This window comes from Azospirillum ramasamyi, assembly GCF_003233655.1.
Taxonomy (GTDB): Bacteria; Pseudomonadota; Alphaproteobacteria; order Azospirillales; family Azospirillaceae; genus Azospirillum; species Azospirillum ramasamyi.
Map to the genome: position 1 here is coordinate 773,230 of NZ_CP029829.1, position 16,378 is coordinate 789,607.

The following is a 16,378-nucleotide window of genomic DNA, read 5'->3' on the forward strand; positions in this document are numbered from 1 at the left end:
CGCCGATCCCCCCCTATTCCTTGGCCCGTTTGTCCGGTTGCCTGTTCACCGCATCACAAGAAGCGTGTCAGACCGCCGCGCCGGCGACCGCCCAGCGGCGCAGCGCGGTTACGGCGATCCGCTCGACCTCGCTCCAGCCCAGCCCGCTCGCCATCTCTGCCAGCGCCACCAGCCGGGTGCGGGCGCCGGTGTCACCGACCGGCGCATTGCCGAGATCGGCGGTCAGCCCGGCGACGAGGCCGTAGAGCATGGTCGACAGGCTGTGCATCAGCGGCGCGCAGTCCGGTGCCGTCAGGCGGGTGGCGAACAGGTAGAGCTGTCCGACGCCGCGCAGGCGGGCGCCGAAGCTCTCGGGCGTGCCGGCTCCGGTCGCGACCTCGCCGCGCAGTTCCTCCACCGACAGGGTGGCGAATCGGCCGGCGGCGGCGATGAACTCCGCCACCGCGTCCTGGGGCAGCCCGCCGGTGGCCTGACCGCCGGTCTCGAACAGGCGCTGGGCCATCACGATCAGTTCCTCGATGTTGGCGAGGATGATGGCGACGCCGAAACGGGCCAGCCCGTCATTGCCGTCGGTGCAGGCGCGCAGGATCTGCGTCACCTTGCGGATGACCTGAACGGCGAACATCAGCATGGCGCTGCGGCTCTGCGCCAGTTCGGCCTCGGCCCCCAGCTCCTCCAGGGCGTGCTGAAGGATTTCCAGCCGCAGGAAGTCGAGCGACAGCATCTGGATGTCCGGGTTGTCGCCGTCCATCAGCACGCGGTTCAACTCGCCGGAATAGAGGAAGAAACGGCCGGACAGGTCGAAGGCGATGCGCGCCGCCGACATCTTCGCCCGGTCGGCGGCCGGCGTTCCGGCCAGCGCGCGGTTCATCGCGGCGAACAGCCGGACCAGCGGCATCCAGTCGCGCCGCTGGCTTGCCGGCGCGGCGCGCGGCGCCGGGGTGGCCGCCACGATCAGCTCGGTCAGCGGCTCGATCCCGGCGCCGAGCAGCACCGACTGCCAGCGCTGGGCGTCGCCGCCGGATCCCGCCTGCCACTCCGCCAGCAGGTCGAGCAGCTCGGTCAGCTTGCGGGCGTCGATCGGTTGGCCCGGAATGGCGCGCAAGGCCGTTTCCAGCGCCGCGGCAAGGGCGTCGCGGTCGCGTGCCGGGGCGGCGGTCGCCGGAAGCTCGGCGTTGAGCAGGGTCACTTCGGCGGTGGGGGCCGAGGCACCCATGGTGCCGGCGACGGCCAGCGCGTGGCGCAACGCCTCGGCGAACTCCGCGGCGCCGGCATAGCGGTCGGCCGGGGCCTTCGCCAGGGCCCGCAGGATCACACTGTCGAAGGGCGGCGGCAGTTCCGGGTTGCCGTGGGATGGCGGCGGCGGTTCCACGAACAGGATCTGCTGCATCACCGTGGCGACGGAGCCGGAGAAGGGCCGCCGTTGCGCCAGCAGGTAATAGAGCACCACCCCGGCGGAGAACAGGTCGCTGCGCGCGTCGGCCTTCTCCCCGCGCAGCACCTCCGGCGCCATGTAGGCGGGGGTGCCCAGCAGGTCGCCGGCCTGGGTCAGGTCGGAGGAGGAGATTTGCGCGATGCCGAAATCGGCCAGTTTCGGCGTCAGGTCGGCTTCCACCACGATGTTGGCCGGCTTGATGTCGCGGTGGATGATGTTGCGGGCATGGGCGAAGGCCAGCGCGTCGAGCACCGCCGCCATCAGGGCGCCGCCCTGCTGCACCGAAAGCGGGGTGTCGGCCTCCAGGTAGTGCTTCAGCTCCTTGCCCTGGATCAGTTCCATGGCGAGGTAGGGCGCGCCGCCATGGGCGGCGTCCAGCATGCCGTAGTCATGCACCCGCACGATGTTGCGGTGGTCGAGCTTCAGCCCGATTTCCGCCTCGCGCCCGAAGCGGGCGAGCACGGCGTTGCGCTCCGCCGCCGCCAGCAATTCGCCGCGCAGAAGCTTCAGCGCCACCGGCTGCCCGGTCCGCCCATCGGTCGCGCGGTAGACCACGCTCATGGCGCCCTGGCCCAGCACGCCCTCGACCCGGTAGGGGCCGATGGGACCGGGAAGCACGCCGCCTACAGAGCCGTCGGGCATCGGAAACTCTCCAGCAGGTTCTTGCCGAAGGGGTTGTTCACGCTGTCGGCCCGCAGGGCGAAGACCGCCTTGCGGGTGCCCACCGTCACCGCGAAGGTGAAGCGGTCGGGCTGCGGCGTGGATTCCAGCTTGCCGTCGGCGAGGAAATGGAACAGGGCCCACGGCCCCTGGCGCGAGATGCCGGCCGGCTCACCCGCCAGCGGTGGGCCGAAGCCCAGGCGCACGCTGCTGGTGCCCTCCGCGCCCGGCCACTTCATCACCTGCGGGCGGGGCGGGCCGTGCTGGTAGATCAGCGTCTGGCCGTCGATATCCAGCGCCACCTGTGTCGCCTTGGCGTCCAGTTCGACCGGCGTGATCTCGAACACCACCTTGGCGGTGGCGGCGCCGGCCGGGAACAGGCTGTCGCGGATGCGCGCCGCCCGTTCGAACTGGTCCAGCACCGCCGGCGGAATGCCGAGATCGACCTGATCCACCTTCTGCCAGGCCCAGGGGCTGACCGTCATGTCGACGAAGGGGCGCAGGTTGGTGTTGAAGAACTGGTCGATCATGCCGCCGGGCGCGAACAGCTTGGCGAAATCGGCCGCGGTCACGTCCACCGGGCTGTTGGGCACCATCGGGAAGCGGTTGTCCAGCGCCGCCCGGCAGAAGGGCAGGACGGTGGATTGCCACGCCTTGTTGATCTGTGTCCGGGCACCCCCGGCGCTGACGGTCGCCGCACTTTGCGCCACGGTGGCGACCATGCCGCCGACCGGGTCGGGCAGGTCGCGGGCGAGGGTGCGCAGCTGCGCCGCCACCGCCCCCTTGTCGGCGCCACCGGCCAGCCCGGCGAGCAGGGCGCCGTTCTGGTCGGGGGCGTTCGCCGCGCGGGCGATCTGCTGGTACAGCTCGCCCAACAGCTTCAACGAGTCGTCCAGCTTGGGCGGTGCGCCGCCTTCCCCCTGCACGAGGTCGCGCAGCGGCTTGAAATGGTCGTTGATCGGCTGGCCCGGCGGCGGGCCTGCCGGCTGCAGCGAGACGCCGGCCAGCCGCGCCAGATAGGCCGCGTTTGTGCCGGTGGATTCGGCCGCCTTCTCCGCAACCTGGGCCTGCTGCGCCACCCCGGCCAGCGGGCCGCCGGCAACCGGACCCTTGCCGTCGGCGGGCTTGTCATTCGGGCCGGGTGCCAGCGTGGTCTCGCGCACCATGGCGGTCAGCCACAGCTTCAGCGGCGATTGCGGGCCGGACAGCGTGTTCAGCACGTCGGCGGCCTGATTCAGGCTGCGCAGCGGCACGACCACCACGTCGCCCAGCAACTCGTCCCACTGGCGGGCGTAGCGGTCGAGATAGACGGCGAGGATGCCCTGTTCGAGCCGTTGCGCGCTGGCGACCGCCTGCGGGCCGCTGCTCGGCTGGCCCAGCACCCAGTTCTCGTCCACCAGCGCCTTGGCGACCTTGGGCAGCGCCGGCAGCACCGCCTTGTGGAAGCCGTCATAGCTGTAGAGGCCGGGCACACCCTCCGACAGGGGCTTGCCCGACGGGCGGATCAGCACGCGGCCGGCCAGCGGCCCGGCATGATCGACCAGCCGCCAGTCGGCCAGCGCCTGGATCTCCGGCCGGTCGCGCAGGATGGCGAAGCCGCGTTCGGCCAGAGGATAGCGCGTCAGGCTCTGCCGCGCCTCCTCCACCAGCGCCTCGTCCGGCTCCATGGCGGAAAGCGGGGCCTCCAACATGGCGTCGATATGGACGCGCAGGTCGCGCCGCACCCCGTCATAGGCGGGGCCGGGCAGCGAGGCCATCCAGTCGAGCGCCATCCATTCCGACACCAGCGCCTTGTCCAGCGGCCCCTTGCCGGCCAGCATCAGATAGACCTTGAGCGCCTGGAACAGGTATTCGGGCCGGCCGCGCTCGCGGCGCAGCTGCTCCTCCACCCGCAGGAACACGCGCGGCAGCAGGATCGTGCGCAGCGCCCGGCCATAGACCGTCTCGCTCTGCCGGCCCAGCCGGTCGCCCTGATAGAGACCGCCGGTCATCTCCAGCGGCGCCGGATCGGTCCAGCCGGCGGGGATGGCGCGCAGAGTGTTCAGCGGCGGCACGATGGTGATGAAGTCGGTGTCGTCCACCTTGGTCAGCGACCGCGGCGCGGTGGCGAGCGGCGCCAGTTCGGCCTGCGCCTTGCCGGCGGCGGCATCGACCCCGGCGACAAGCGCGGCGTTGCCGGTGAAGCTGTTGGCCCAGAAGGCGGCGATCCCCAGACCCGCCAGCAGCATCGCCACCATCGCCCCGCCGCGCAGCAGGCGCCGCCGCCGCTCCAGCCCGGAATCGGTGCCGACCAGACCGGCCTCGGCGAAGACCACCTCGCGCAGGGTGCGGGTCAGGAAGAAGCTGCGCCCGCCGCTGGCCGCCGGCAGCACCGGACGGTCGAGCCCGAAGGAGCCCGCCACCATCTCCGACAGCCGGTCGACCGGCGCGCCGTCCTGGGTGCCGCTGGTCAGATAGACGCCGCGCAGCAGCGCACGCTCCTCGTAGCGGTTGGGCTCGAAGATCACCATCAGCAGGTCGGTGATGGCCGGCTTCAGCGCGGCGATCTGCGCCGGGAACAGGGTGTCGAGTGAGCGGCGCTGGATGTCGGATTCGCCATGGACGCGGTCGAGCACCCGACGGGCGATCCGCCCGGTCAGCGCGTCGAACTCCGCGCCGAAGCGGTAGACCGGGGCGTCGTCGCCGCTCTTGCCGTCGTCCAGCGGGAAGGTGACGCCCCAGACCTGTTCGCGCTCCTCCCGGCTGAGGTCGTCGAAGAATTCGGCGAAGCCGGCGATCAGGTCCGCCTTGGTCAGCAGCACATAGACCGGCACGCGCGATCCGACCTGTCTGCGCAGTTCCTTCAGCCGCAGCTTCAGCTGTTCGGCATGGCCCTTGCGCTCCGGCTCGCTCCACACCGCGAGGTCGGCGAGGCTGACGGCCAGCAGGATGCCGTTGACCGGCTGGCGCGGGCGGTGGCGCTTCAGCAGGGCGATGAAGTTCTTCCACACCTTGCCGTCGATGGCCGGCTGGCTGTCCTGGGTGATGTAACGGCCGGCGGTGTCGATCAGCACCGCCTCGTCGGTGAACCACCAGTCGCAGTTGCGGGTGCCGCCCACGTCGCGCAGCGCCGACCGGCCCATCTCGGCGGCGAGCGGGAAGCGCAGGCCGGAATTGGCCAGCGCCGTCGTCTTGCCGGCCCCCGGCGCGCCGATCAGCAGGTACCAGGGAAGCTGGTAGAGGTAGCGCTGCCCCCATTTGCCGCCGAAGCGCGCCTTGCGCAGCTGGTCCAGCGCCTCGCGCAGGCGTCCGCGCAGCAGGTCGGTCTCCTGGCCCACGGCTTCGGCGTCGGGATCGTCCTTGGCGGCGGGGGTCGCCTTGGACAGCGCCTGCACCATGCGGTCGTTGGCGCTGCGGTGGCGGTAGAGCGACCATTGCATCGCCAGCGCCCAGACCAGCAGGATGCCGAAGACCACCGCCAGCCGGATGGTGGCGTCCTCCAGCGGGAAGGCGCCCGATACGGCGACGAGCGGCCCCAGGAACCAGACGATGGCGCCGAGGCACAGGGCCGCGACCAGCGTCAGGAACCAGCGGGAGGTCAGGGCGGACAGGATCGTTTTCAGCATCGGTGGTTCTGCATCGGTCAGGGCGCCAGCACGATGTCGACGCGCCGGTTGGCCTGCCGGCCCTCCGCCGTCGTGTTGGGAGCGATCGGATCGGTGTCGCCGCGCCCTTCGGCGCTCAAGCGGTTGGCGGCGTCGGAGCCCAGGAACTCCGTCATCAGCTTCTGCACCTGGAACGCCCGTGCCTCCGACAGCTCCTGGTTGGAGGGGTAGCGCAGCGAGCGGATGGCGACGTTGTCGGTGTTGCCGATCACGGAGATGCGGCCCGGCTCCCGGCGCAGCGCCTCGGCGACGTGCCTGAACACCTCGACATAGCGCGGCTCGACCCGGTCGCTGCCCGACGCGAAGACGTTCAGGCGGGTGCGGACCAGCACGCGGCCGTCGGTGCCGCCGCTGACCTCCACCAGCCCGGCCTTGATGTCGGCCGCGAGCGCCAGGGCGACCCGGTCGGCCACGGTCTGCCGGGGCGGCGGGGCGGGAAGCGTGACCGGCGGCGTGATGCGGGCGATCTCAACCGGCTGGTCCGGGATCACCGCGTCCAGCCGGCGATAGGCGGCGTCGGACTGGTCGGCCAGCGCGAAGACGAACCAGGAGAAGAGTGCGGCGAGCAGTGCGGCGATCAGCGCGGCCGGCAGCCACAGCGGCACCGTCGCCGCCAGCGGGCGGAAGCCGTCGGCCTGTCCGCGCCAATGGGGCGACAGGTCGCGTTCCGCCTCGCCGCGCTGCTTGCGGATGATGCGGTAGAGCCGGTCGCGCAGCTTGGCCAGATCGCTGTAGCCGCGCTGCATGACCCGGAACTTGCCCTCGAAGCCCAGCGACAGGCAGAGGTAGAACAGCTCCAGCTCCATCAGGTGGCGATCCGGCACCTCCGCCATCTGGTCGAGCAGGTCGAAGAAGCGCTCGCCGCCCCAGGTTTCCTTCTGGATGGTGGAGACGAGGCTCTTGTGCGCCCACAGGCTCTGGCTGCCCCAGGATGTCGCCAGAACCACGTCGTCCACCGTCGCGCACAGCGCGTAGCCGGCGTTGCGGATCTGGGCGGCCGACAGCCCGGCGCGGACGGTCGCCGCCTCGAAGCGCTGCATCTCGGCGATGACGCGCTCGCGCAGGGATTCCACGTCGCGGTGCTGCGTCAGGTCGCGCACCCGCACCACCATCGCCAGGATGGGGGCCGCCGCGGTGACCAGCGGGTTGTCGCTGACCGCCGTCAACGCCGCCAGCGCCGCGTCGTCCAGCGGCCGGAAGCCGGGCGAGAGCGGCGCCGACATCGCGGAGGCCGGGGAGGGCGCGGCCTGCGGCGGAGCCGGCTTGGACGTGGCGAAAGCGGCCGGGGTGAAGGCTGAAGGAGCCGCGAAGGGCTGCGCGCTCTGGCCGAAGGCCGGCGGCACCAGCCCGGCCGACCCGCCGGAGAAGGGCGGCGGAGAGGCGGGCGCGGCGGTGCCGGCCGGCGGCGCCGGGCGCTGGAACGCCATCGGCTGCATCACCGTGGCGTCGATGTCGTCCGGCTCCTCGAACGGGTTCTTGTCGGGCGGCGGCCGGACGCTCATGACGCCCCCTCCAGGATCAGGTTGTGCTTTGCCGCGGGCGGCTGATCGGCATCGGGATCCGGCGCGCCGTCCGGCTTTCCAGGGCTTGGCTTCTCGGCATCGGGCTTTCCGGCTTCCGGCTTGGCCTCATCCGCCTTGGCGTCCGCCGGGGCGTCCGTGCCGGAACTCGCGCCGTCACCGGGGACGAGCGTGATGGTGCTGGCCGTGGCGGTCAGGACGAAGCTGTTGGCCTTGTTCGGCTGGATGGGCTGCATGGCGCGCCAGCCCGCTTCCTCGTAGGCGCGGAAGGCGGCGGCGACGGCCAGCGTCTTGACGTCCGGCTTGGGCTGGACGGTCACGGTCTGCCGGCTTTCGGGCGGCACCGCCAGTTCCTGCCGGTCGAGCAGGGTGGGGCCGAGCGTCGCCTTGTCCTGGTCGATGACCTGGAAGAAATCCGCGTTGGCGAAGGCGTCGCTGGGGCCGAGCTGGTAGAGCCGCAGCATGACCGGCGACGGCCGGCCGTTGGGATCGGGGTTCAGCGTCTTGTCGCCGATCACCGTCAACTGGATCGTGGTCGGCGGCGGGGGAGGCGGCGGAGCGGAGGAGCAGGCGGCAAGCGCCGGCATTGCGGCCAGGACGGCAGCGGACCAAATCGTCTTCCGGATCCGCATCCGGCCGGCAATCCTCAGCATCACCACACCTTTCCCCTTATGCGAACGGGTATAGCAGGGCGCGAATGGATGGTCATCCTTAACCAAAGGCGCCTGCGTGACAATTCCTCGACAGCCGGCTGGGGAGGTTGATCGCCGCGCCCCGGGGGGACAGACTCGGGCGCAGGGGCTGCTCCGCAACCGTGAAGAGAATAGAATAAAACCTATTCTTTCATTGTTTGCAGAGCAAGAGCTCGGGGGATAATTGACGAAGGTGCCAGCGCCATGCCCAAGCATGCCATGCCCACGCTCTGGAACCGGATGAAAGCCGAACTGGGCGACGCCGACGCGCAGTACCTGCTCGCCGAATCGCTGCGGCCGGAGGATGTCGCCGCCGCGGTTCCCTGGTATCGGCGCGCGGCGCGCCAGGGCCATGTCGCCGCCCAGACCATGCTGGCCTTCCTGCTCGCCAACGGCATCGGCGTGCCGCCCGATCCGGGCCGGGCGGTGTCCTGGTACCGCCGCGCCGCCGCCAAGGGCGATGTCGGAGCGCAGAACAACCTCGGCTACATGCACGAGCATGGCGCCGGCGTGCCGTGCAACCCGGCCAAGGCGGCGCTGTGGTACCGGCTGGCCGCCCTGCAGCAGTCGGCCCCCGCCCAGGTCAACCTCGCCCTGCTTCTGCTCGACGGCCGCGGGGTGGACCGGGACGAGGCGGAAGCCGTGCATTGGCTGCGCGCCGCCGCCGGGCAGGGGCACCCCGCCGCGCAATACCGCCTCGCCCTGTGCCTGCGCGAAGGCGTCGGCACCGTGCGCGACCCGGCCGAGGCTGCGCTGTGGATGCAGGCCGCCGCCGCCGCCGGCGACCGCGATGCGCTGGCGGCGCTCGCCAACCTGAGCGCGGCATCCGATGAGGCCGCCGATGAGGCCGCCGAGGACGGCGAAGGCTTGGAGGAGGAGGCGGTCGGCTGGCAGCATCAGGCGGAACGGCGCCCCATGGAGGGCGCCCATGCCGGAGCGATGCCGCCGGGCTGATACTCGGCGCATGCGGAGCGCATCATCCGATCATGCCCAGCTTGCGCCAGACCGGCAGGCTGTTGGCCATGCACCAGCCCATGCTGTCGGCGATGGCCTTGCGGCTGCCCTCGTCGGCGTTCTCCGGCGCATCCAGGCGGCGCATCGCGTGGGCGACCAGCGGGTCCAGCGCCTCCGGCACGCCTTCGCAGAGGCCGTCATAGAGCAGCGCCTCCATCGTGCTGACATGCAGGCCGGCGCCGCCGATCGACGCGGCGAGCGCGGTGCTCTTGCGTCCCTCGCTGGTGGCGAGTTCGTTGGCGGCGGCGCGGTTGTGGGCCAGAACGCCGGGCAGCGGGTCCACCCTTTCCGGCGGGTTCAGGACCGGAATGGCCTGGTTGGAGCCGGTCAGCATCCCGGCGATCTCCACCGCCGACAGGTTGCCGCCGGCCCGGCGGATTTCCGGCAACTCCATCAGGTCGCCGATGCGGCGCGGCCCCTCGGCCAGCGCGTCGAAGATCGGCTCGTAATGCTTGGCCTCCAGCGTCGCCTCGCCCAGCGGCACCTGGATGGTGGTGCGGGCGTCGGCGCGCGGGAGGATCATCGCCATCGCCATGTCCATCAGCATCGCGTCGCGCTTGCCCACGCTGATGCGGCGCGCGCCGCGGACGAAGACGTCGCGGCGGAAGGGACGGCCGACGCAATAGTCCTTGAAGGTCTCGCGCAGGCTCGGCACGCCGATGCTGTCCAGCGCCTGACGCTGGTCGGGCGTCAGCGACAGGTCCGGGTAGTTCTCGAACAGCGTGGCGGAGCCGGCATAGGTCAGCTTCGCCTCACCCAGTTCGCGGGCGACATCGACATGGTAGAGCGGCTGCCAGCTGCCGTTCAGATACTCGTGCGCCAGATAGACCGACTGTTCGGTGCTGTTCTTGGCCTTGGTCTCGCCGCGCAGCTTGCCGAACATCGCATCGTCGCCGAGGATCTTGGCCCCGGCCTTGTAGAGCTGTTCGGCGAAGTCCAGGCCGGCCTTGACCTGCACGTCGCTGCGCTGGTGGACCAGACCTGAATATTCGTAGAGCAGCCGCTGCAGCGGCATCATCGGCGCCCAGCCGGGCATGGCGTTGTAGCTGACATAGACCACGCCGCCCGGCTTCAGCTTCTTCGCCAGGAAGCGGGCGATGGCGCCGCGGTTCATCGGGCTGACCCAGCTGTAGACGCCATGCAGCGTGACGAAGTCGAATTCCGGCAGCTCCGGCCCTGCGCCCTCCGCCATCTCGGCGAAGCTCGCCTCATGGAAGCTGATGTTGGTCAGGCCGGCGGCCTCGGCGGCATCGCGGGCGCGGGCGATGTGGGCGGGGTGGAAGTCCACCGCATGGAACCGCCCCTGCGGGTTGGCCGCCGCGAACAGCGCCACCGTCGTGCCGTGGCCGCAGCCGAGTTCGCAATAGTCGAACCCGTTGGCCGTGGAGGGCGGGGCGATGCCGTTGATCAGGCAGCTCAGCGTCAGATGCGCCGGCCCCTGTTCGCGGTAGAAGCCCGGCAGATATTCGATGTCCGACACATAGCCGGCGCTCCAGTCGCTCATGGGGTCCTCGTCGTTCTACGGGGTGCGGTAGGGGCGGTGCCCCCCTCTCCCGCGAAGCGGGGGATGGTTGGGGAGGGGGCAACGCGCCCGCACGCCTTACAAATCCTGCATCGGGAAAACCGCGTCCTTGCGCTCGACCGGGCTCGGCGCGTGCAGCACCCAGCCGTTCCAGCCGAGCCGCGCGGCGTTGGGATCGTCGTCGCCGGCGGCGAGCCGGGCGGCGGGAACCTCGGGCGCCTGCAAGGTCACCTGAAGCTCGAAATCCAGTTCCGGCCCCACATACATGCGGACCAGATCCTGCAGCTTCCGGAACTCCCGGCCTTCCGGCATGAAGTCGCGGAACTGGTCGTGGTTCAGCGGGCCGATGCGCAGGCGGAACTTGCCCTGCACGTCCCAGGCGCGGTCGCCGGCCAGCGCGTCGATCCCCAGCCGGCAGTGCTGGCCCTCGGGATCGGACAGGCTGGGCAGGCGGGTCTGACCGTCCGGCGCGATCGGCAGCCAGCCGCCGACGAAGCTCTCCACCGTCACCGGGCGGCCGAGGAAGTCCGACAGCATCGCCTGCAGATCGGCGGCCGAGCGGGTGCCGCGCGACATCAGGCCGGAATAATGCAGGAGGGTCTCGTCCTCCACCACCAGCCGCTTGCTCAGCGAAGGCTGGCCGATGCCGACGAAGCTGGACAGCGTGGTGCTGACCGGGTCGGGCTCGCGCTGTCCCTGGCCGCGCTCGAAGGACACCGGCAGCCGGTACTTGGCCCAGGCCCGGTAGAACAGCGAGAAGCTGCGGTGATGGAAGACGTCGAAAAAGTCGCGCAGCGCCCGGTTCCGCTCGCGCAAGGAGCGGATCATCAACTCGGTATAGTGCTGCGGCAGCACGCCAAGCGGGCCGACCAGCCCCAGGAAGGCTCCGACCACCGTCGGCGGGCGCCCGTCCGCACCCGGCTCCGCCCCGGCCACCTGATTGCCGGGGAAGGTCAGCGAGGTTTCGGCACGCAGGCGCACGACCTCCTCGCGCGGGTCATGGTCGTGGCCCACGGCATGGCGGCGCGCGGTGCGCGGATCGCGCGCGTCGCGCCGGGCCTGCCATTCCAGCACCCGCACCGCCTGGAAGAAGTCGAAGCGGTGGGGCGCGCGGAACAGCCGGTCGATTACAGAAGCGGGCGGTTGCCGGCGCGGGCGGGCCATGTGCGAAGCACTCCGGTGCGGCCCTTGACCGTAGCGGTCAGCCGCGTGAAGGAATTGATCGAGCAGTACAGCCCCAGGAAATGGTCGAGGATCATCGCCAGCAGGAACATGCCGCTGCCGCTGAAGCGCTGCGGGTCGAACTCGATGCCGATGTCGATGCCCCGGCACATGGCGTCGCCCCAGGCGACGTCGCCCGGCCGGGACGGCGCCCGCGCGGTGCCGCGTTTGGTCGTCACCTTGACGATGCCGTCGGCGATGCCGCGGGTCTCGGCGGAATCGCGGAAGTCGTAGAGCCGCAGGATCTCGCGCAGCGCCTCCGTCCCCTCCGCCCCGCCGGAGATCGACAGGTGGTTCAGCAGCAGGTGGGACACGAGGCGCCAGCGGTGGCCCTTGCGCTCGGCGATGCGCAGGGTCGGCGTCGGCGGCGTCAGGCAGGACAGGCCGGCGACCGCCGCCATCCCCTCCGTCAGCTTCAGATGCGGGTGGCCGCCGCCATAGGGCAGTTGTCCCGGCAGGTCGCGGTTGAGGCAGGTCGTCTCCACCGACAGCACCGATTCCGCCGGGCTCGACGGGTCGAAATCAAGATCGACCAGCGCCAGATGCACCTCGGTGCCGGGATCGCGCCCGCCGGCCGGGCGGCGGCTGGCGGTGTAATAGGTGCGGCTGACCGCTTCGACGCCGCCATGGCGCAGGCCGTAGAAGGGCAGGAAGCGCCGCTGCTTCCCGTCGGGATCGGTGGCGAGCACGCCGTCCACCGAATAGACCTCCAGCGCGCCGGGGCGGCGGGCATCGGGAACCACGCGATGCTCGTGCTGGGTCTGGGTCAGGGCGACCGGCTCCGCCCGCTGGCGGAACAGGTTGACCACCGGGGTGCAACCGAGCGCGAAATTGTCCTTCGACACCGCGCGTTCCAGGTCGCCGTCGGTGCTGTTCAGATAGATGAAGATCTCCAGCGTGTTGCCGGCGCGGCGCAGCACCTTCGGCGAGACGTGGAGATCGAAGAACAGGAACTTTTCCGGGAAGGCGAAATACTCGGTCAGCAGCCGGTAGCCGCCATGGGAGCGGGCGGGGTAGGGCAGCATGCCCTCGTCCTCGCCGAAGCCGACCGGGCGGATGGCGTCTGGACCGAGGATCACCGCGTTCGGGTCGCGCGGATCGTCGGCCAGCGCCACCGAGACCGCGTTGTTGAAGATCAGTTCGTGCAGGGCATAGACCTGCTGCGGCTGGCCGCGCAGGAAGAAGCGCAAGGTGTCGGGCGCCAGCTCGGTGAAGGTCATTTCCGGCACGCGGCAGCGCAGGGTCAGGCGCAGCGAGGCCACCGCGTCGCCCGCGCGCGGGTTGGGCGGCGCCACCAGCGGCCGGCCGGCGAGCACCGCCTGATCCAGTTCGATCGGCCAGAGCGTCGCGGGATAGACGGTGCGGAAGCGGCAGGTTTCCCCGCGCAGCGCCTCCGTCTCCAGCTCCGTTCCCTTGGGCACGGTGTGCGAGCCGGTCAGGTCCGGGCTGCTCTTCATCTGCACCACCGCCATCGACGGGATCGGCGCCAGATAATGCGGGTAGAGCACGTCGAGCAGCGTGTCCACCAGCTCTGGATACTCGTCGTCCAGCTTGCGGCTGATGCGGGCGTTGAGGAAGGCGACGCCTTCCAGCAGGCGGGCGACATGCGGATCCTCCACCGCATCCGCGCTGAGCCGCAGCCGGCCGGCGATCTTCGGATGCGCCTCCGAGAACTCCGCCGCCATGCGGCGAAGATAGGTCAGCTCGCGGTTGTAGTATGGGAGGAGTTCGTCAGCCACGGGCCTTGCTCGTCACGGTGACCATGTTGGAGGTGGGATCGACCACCGAATCGAAGACCATCGGCTCGGGCGCCGGGTCGGCATGGATCAGCGCCTCGATCCGGAAGCGCAGGGTGCGGTCGGCCGGATCGCTGTTCTCGACCATGCTCACCGCCAGATGGGCGAAGCGCGGCTCCCACCGGCGGATCGCCGCCTCGATCTGCGCCACCACCTCGCGCCGGCGGGATTCGGTGGCGACATTCTCCACCAACAGGTCATGGCAGCCGTAGCCGAGGATCGAGTCCGCCAGCTCCGTCAGGTCGTCCGGCCAGCCCAGCACCCGCCGCCGGGTGTTCAGCAGGTTCTCCAGGTCGCGCCGGATGGCCGCCCGCAGATCCGCCACGGTGTGCGGTCGCGGCGCCACATGCTCCGGCGTGTCGTCGAGCAGACGGTCCAGGACGGACAGGGTGATGGACTGGTTGCGATCCATTGCTGACCTTTGCGTCGTCGCCCTCTCCCGGCCCGGGAGAGGGCGTTAACCTCACACCGCCCCGGAGAACTCCAGCGTGCCAAGCTGCAGCATCGGAACGCTCTCCTCGCCGACGAGGAAGCAGCGCTGGCCGGTCCCGCGCACCGGCGCATCCTCCGACCAGTCCGTCGCCCGGCCCAGCTTCAGCGCATCATCGGCGTCGGCCGGGGCGCCGCCGTACAGCGTGGGCAGATACACCTCGCCGTCCGGGCCGCCGCGCACCACCATGTGGGCCGGGCGCCACAGCAGGTCGCGCGGGCGCTGGGGGGCGCGGAACTCGACCAGCTCCACCGTCTCGGTGGCGATCCAGAAATACTTGCCGGTGCTGGTGTAGACCTCGAAGAAGCCGCCGGTCAGGTCGTCCAGGTCGCGGAAATCGTCGAAGGACGTGCCGTCATGGCTGCCGGACACCGGCGGGCGCATCTCCTCGGCCTGGGCCAGCTTGGCCAAAGCCTCGGCGGTGTCGCCGGCGCGCAGCGCGACCAGCGCCTCCAGATGCAGGCGCAGATGGTCGGCCGGCTGGTCGATGAATTCCGGCACGCGGCCGTCGGCGAACAGCTGGCGCCGCGCCTGCTCGGCCCGCACCAGCTGGCGGAACAGCGCCATGGTGACGGCCACCTGCGGCTCCTGCGTGCCGATGGTGTCGAGCTGCAGGTCGGCGCGCTCCAGATTGCCGGAGAAGCTCAGCAGCTCGGCCAGGAAGACGCGGCGGTCGAGATCGGTCGGCTTCTTCTTGATCTCGCCGTTCAGCGCGGCGATCGCCTCGTCGAGACGGCCAGCCTGGAACAGTTGGGCTGCGGTTTCGCTCATGGTCTGTATCTCTCCCTGGATGGAGCGCCTGACTCCGTTTGACGGTCGGGTCAGGCCGCGCCGCCGGTTTGGGCCAGCTCGGTCACCAGCTTGAAGGTCGAAAAGACCTGATCCAGCTGGAAGTGCGGCCGAAGATGGATGACGCATTGATAGTTGCCGGGCTTGCCCGGAATGGCGCGGACCTGGATGCTGCCCTCGCGCAAGGGATAGCGGGCCTTCTGGTCCAGGCTGGCGTCGTCGTTGCCCAGGCAATAGCCGTGCAGCCAGCTCTGCAGGTCGCGCTCGCATTCCTCCGGCGTGACGAAGGAGCCGACGCGGTCGCGCACCATCACCTTCATGAAATGGGCGAAGCGGGCGACGCAGAACATGTAGCGCAGCATCGCCGACAGCCGGGCGTTGGCCGTCGCCGTCGCGGTGGTGAACTGGCCGACCCGCTGGACCGACTGGTTGCCGTAGAAGACCAGATAGGGCGTGTCCTTGCAGCGGCTGACCGGGATGAATCCGAGGTCGTCGAGATCGCGCTCCAACTGGTCGGAGATCGAGACCTCGACCGAGAACTTCTGCGCCACCCTGACGCTGTCGGTGGCGAAATCCGGCACCACCAGCTCGGTCACCAATCCGCCGCCCACCACGTCGCGCTGCGCGCCGCGGATGTCGGCGAACCAGCCATGCTGAAGGAAGGAGCGGATCAGCACGGTGCCGAAGGCGAAGACGGCATTGCCCCAGCAATGGTCCTCCAGCCGCATGCCGCCCCCGTATCCACTGGCACCGCCGACCGATTCCTCGCGGAAGCGGAAGCCGTGGCGGGCCTGCGGATCGTCGCCATAGGGCTCGCGCATCAGCACGCGCGGCAGGGCCACGCCGACGAACCGCGAATCCTCGGTTTCCTGGAAGCGCTGCCAGCGCTGGTATTCCGCCTGCCGCAGCACCGATTTCAGGTCGAGCGGCAGGCCGAGCTCGTGGAAGGTCTCCAGGCCGAACAGCTCGGGCGCCGCACCGACGATGGCGGGCGCGAAGGCGGCGGCGGCGACCTGCGCCAGCCCCTTGAGGCCGGACACGTCGTCGGTCGGCCGCTCCTTGGTCGGGCGATGCTGGACGGCGTAGTCGCACAGCAGCACGCCGAAGGGGCGGCCGCCGGGCATGCCGAACTCGTCGCTGTAGACCTTGTTGAACAGCTGGCTCTGGTCGAACTCGATGGCGCGTTCCTGGTCGCGGCACAGTTCGGGCCAGGTCAGGTTGAGCAGGCGCAGCACCACCGTCTCGGCGTTCTGCGACTGCTTCACCAGCGCGCGCACCCCGCGCCAGGAGCCTTCCAGCGACTGGAAGCGCTTGTGGTGCAGGATGGCGTTGACCTGTTCGGACAGCAGCGCGTCGATCGCCGCGATGTCGCGGTCGAGGGCGGCGCGCAGCTTGTCCAGACTGTCATGTACGGGAAGCGTGATGCCGAACCACAGCCGCAACGCCTCCCCGGGGCCATCGGCCGCCAGGAAGGCATCGAGCGGGCCGGCATCGTCGCGGCCGAGCGCCATGTCGACCGCCCGCAGACGCAACGGCCGTTCAAGGACCGTTGCCTCCGCGTCGTCAGCATGAATTTCGGCCGCTGCCTCGGTCAT

The 16,378-nt window shown here is 70.4% G+C and carries 11 protein-coding genes; 1 reads left to right on the forward strand and 10 read right to left on the reverse strand.

Annotated features, from left to right (window positions below):
- Window positions 1–67: 67 nt before the first annotated feature.
- From DM194_RS03615 to tssJ, 4 genes are read right to left on the reverse strand one after another with little or no spacing between them, the layout of a single operon-like run.
- Window positions 68–2,077, reverse strand: a complete 2,010-nt coding sequence (locus DM194_RS03615; RefSeq protein WP_111065958.1) for a serine/threonine-protein kinase — start codon at window positions 2,075–2,077, stop codon at window positions 68–70.
- Window positions 2,059–5,700, reverse strand: a complete 3,642-nt coding sequence (tssM, locus tag DM194_RS03620; protein WP_111065959.1) for a type VI secretion system membrane subunit TssM — start codon at window positions 5,698–5,700, stop codon at window positions 2,059–2,061. The genes DM194_RS03615 and tssM overlap by 19 nt, the downstream gene beginning before the upstream one ends.
- A 17-nt stretch (window positions 5,701–5,717) precedes the next feature.
- Complete coding sequence (gene icmH / locus DM194_RS03625; protein WP_111065960.1) at window positions 5,718–7,241, reverse strand: type IVB secretion system protein IcmH/DotU; 1,524 nt, start codon at window positions 7,239–7,241, stop codon at window positions 5,718–5,720.
- Window positions 7,238–7,912, reverse strand: coding sequence for a type VI secretion system lipoprotein TssJ (gene tssJ, locus DM194_RS03630; protein WP_111065961.1), 675 nt, complete (start codon window positions 7,910–7,912; stop codon window positions 7,238–7,240). Before tssJ ends, icmH begins: the two co-directional genes overlap by 4 nt.
- A 243-nt stretch (window positions 7,913–8,155) precedes the next feature.
- Here tssJ and DM194_RS03635 point away from each other — a divergent pair, with 243 nt between their 5' ends.
- Window positions 8,156–8,905 (forward strand): tetratricopeptide repeat protein, encoded by a 750-nt coding sequence (locus DM194_RS03635; protein WP_111065962.1) that lies wholly within the window; start codon window positions 8,156–8,158, stop codon window positions 8,903–8,905.
- 22 nt (window positions 8,906–8,927) lie between these two features.
- On the opposite strand, the gene DM194_RS03640 is transcribed toward DM194_RS03635, so the two are convergent.
- The 6 genes from DM194_RS03640 to tssC form a co-directional block, all read right to left on the reverse strand.
- Window positions 8,928–10,469: a class I SAM-dependent methyltransferase gene (locus tag DM194_RS03640; protein ID WP_111065963.1), complete on the reverse strand. Its 1,542-nt coding sequence runs from the start codon at window positions 10,467–10,469 to the stop codon at window positions 8,928–8,930.
- Between the two features lie 96 nt (window positions 10,470–10,565).
- Window positions 10,566–11,651, reverse strand: a complete 1,086-nt coding sequence (gene tssG / locus DM194_RS03645) for a type VI secretion system baseplate subunit TssG (RefSeq protein WP_111065964.1) — start codon at window positions 11,649–11,651, stop codon at window positions 10,566–10,568.
- Window positions 11,615–13,447: a type VI secretion system baseplate subunit TssF gene (tssF, locus tag DM194_RS03650; RefSeq protein WP_111065965.1), complete on the reverse strand. Its 1,833-nt coding sequence runs from the start codon at window positions 13,445–13,447 to the stop codon at window positions 11,615–11,617. The genes tssG and tssF overlap by 37 nt, the downstream gene beginning before the upstream one ends.
- Window positions 13,440–13,916, reverse strand: a complete 477-nt coding sequence (gene tssE, locus DM194_RS03655; protein WP_111065966.1) for a type VI secretion system baseplate subunit TssE — start codon at window positions 13,914–13,916, stop codon at window positions 13,440–13,442. The genes tssF and tssE overlap by 8 nt, the downstream gene beginning before the upstream one ends.
- 51 nt (window positions 13,917–13,967) lie before the next feature.
- Window positions 13,968–14,765, reverse strand: coding sequence for a type VI secretion system accessory protein TagJ (locus DM194_RS03660; RefSeq protein WP_111065967.1), 798 nt, complete (start codon window positions 14,763–14,765; stop codon window positions 13,968–13,970).
- A gap of 50 nt (window positions 14,766–14,815) precedes the next feature.
- Complete coding sequence (gene tssC, locus DM194_RS03665) at window positions 14,816–16,378, reverse strand: type VI secretion system contractile sheath large subunit (protein WP_111065968.1); 1,563 nt, start codon at window positions 16,376–16,378, stop codon at window positions 14,816–14,818.